1 protein-coding gene and 1 pseudogene are annotated in these 1,994 nt (G+C 77.5%); both read left to right on the top strand.

Annotated features, from left to right (window positions below):
* Positions 1-136: 136 nt before the first annotated feature.
* Positions 137-1,291, top strand: a complete 1,155-nt coding sequence (locus ACFV4F_RS14440) for a DUF6183 family protein (RefSeq protein ID WP_380502438.1) — start codon at positions 137-139, stop codon at positions 1,289-1,291.
* 380 nt (positions 1,292-1,671) lie between these two features.
* Positions 1,672-1,994, top strand: a pseudogene (locus ACFV4F_RS14435) (hypothetical protein); the annotation flags it as partial.

Raw genomic sequence — 1,994 nt, 5'->3', positions numbered from 1 at the left:
GGGGCGGCGCGGCGCCCGCCCCCCGGGGGGGGGCGCCGGGGGGGCGCCCCGCCCCCCGCCCCCCCCCCGCCCTCGCGTTTGCCCCCGGTGGTGGGGCCACACAGGATCCGGCCCGGCGACGGGACATAATCACGCCATGGGCAACGACATCACCCGCACAGTGGACGGCCTGTGCGAGGCCGAGGACTCGGACGTCTCCGTACTGCGCGCCGAGGTCGAATCGCGGGTCGCCACCGGCGAGTTCGGCTGGGCCGGCGACCTCGCCGCGGAACTCGCCGCCCGGACCGCCGCGGGAGAGGACCGCAAGGGGCACTGCGCCGCGGTCCTGTACTGGACGCTGAACGCCCTGGCCGCCCGCCCCGGGGCGGAGAGCCTGCGCGCCCTGGTGCGCGTGCTGGACTCGCCGCACCAGAGCGTCTCCCCGCGCTACCTGGCCGCGGTCGTGGCCCACGGGCACCGCATCGAGGACATCGCCGACGTGGTGTTCGACCAGGTGCCCGAGGCCGCCCAGGCCCGCGAGTTCGCGGCCTGCCTGCTCCACGAGACGGTGCTCGTCTCCGACGCGGTCAACGGCTACCCCGCGCTGCGCGCCTTCGCCGACACCCTCGTGGCCGAGGGCCACCCCCTCGCCGTGCTGCCACTGGACCTGCTGCCCGAGGAACACGGGCTGCGGCGCCCCGCGGACGCCGCGGACGACTGGACCTGGACGGTTCCCCCCGTGTGGCCGGAGCCGGGCGACGCGCTGGAGACCACGCCGGCGATGCGGCAGCGGACGGCCGACGCCGATCCCACCGAGACCGGCGTGCCCGCGACCGTGGAGGCCATGGGCGCGGCCGTCGCCCACTGGCTCGCCCAGTCCAACGGGAAGATCGCCGCCCAGGAGTTCTGGCTCCCGGACCCGGTCACGCCCGAGGACGTCCCGGCGCTCCTCGCCCTCCTGCCGCTCACCCCTTGGCCCGCGGACGAGGCCCCGGCCAGGCTCCACCCGTCGAGCCCCGACCTCGCGCTGCGCACCCTGCTCACCGCCGCGCTGCGCGCACCGGCCTACGGCCACGGCTGCTACGGCGCCTACGGCAGGCTCGCCGCCTGGCGCTCCCTGGCCGCCCTGACCGCCGGCCCCGCCAACGCGCCGATCGCCGAGACCGCCGACCGGGTGCGGCAGACCAGCTGGTTCCGCATCGGCACCGCCTCCGCCCCCTGGTTCCACAACGTCGCCTGGGACCTCGCCCTGGCCGCCCTGCGCCCCGGCGGCCAGGAGTTCGCGGTCCTGGCCGCCACCGACACCGACTGACCGCGGCCGTCCGGCCGACGGGTGTCGCGACGTCAATAGCCCTGCGCGGCAACGCCGGGCCATCGTTGCCGACGGCCGCCCACATCACCGTGAACAACCCGGCCTGTTTCACCGCGGCCGACGTCGCGGAGAACCAGCAGGTGCTCGCGGCCGCCGGCCGGTAGTCCGCGGCAAGGCGTCCCGGGGGTCGGCGCCGAAGAGAAAGAGCCCGCGCCGGGGCCCTGGCCGGCCGCCCGGGAGCGGGCCCGGTCGGGTGACCTGTACATGATGCCGTAATCACGTTGTGACAGGGGGTACCTGGTTCGTCCCCGTCCAGGTGTGGTGGGATGTGCCCCGTTGCCGGGCGACGGGCCTGGTGGTGGGCGCTGAGGGGGCGGTGCGTGGTGAGGAGTGGATGGCTGCTCGGGCTGGACGGGGACGCGGCGCGGGTCGCGGGTCTGGGTCTGGTCCGGCTGGCGGCGGACGAGTGGGCGGGCGGGCCGGACGGGGCCGCCGAAGGGTCCACCGGGGCCGCCGCATGGCTGTGGCACGTGCGGGCGGCGTCGTTCGCGGACACGTGGCTGGCCTACGGCGAGTCGCCGGCGCCCGGGCTGCGGGTACCGGCCGGGGCGGTGCTGGAGTCGCTCGCCCGCCGGGCCCCCGGGCGGGGTCGGGGGGGCCCCGGGGGGGCCGAGGGCCCCCGGCCGGGGTGGGGGGGGCGGTG

This window comes from Kitasatospora sp. NPDC059722, from assembly GCF_042733235.1.
Lineage (GTDB): Bacteria > Actinomycetota > Actinomycetes > Streptomycetales > Streptomycetaceae > Kitasatospora.
This window is presented reverse-complemented; position numbering and strand designations above follow the sequence as displayed.

What these genes read in the sequence shown, in the direction of transcription:
- ACFV4F_RS14440 (WP_380502438.1), top strand. Translation starts at nt 137, where the DNA reads ATGGGCAACGACATCACCCGCACAGTGGACGGCCTGTGCGAGGCCGAG.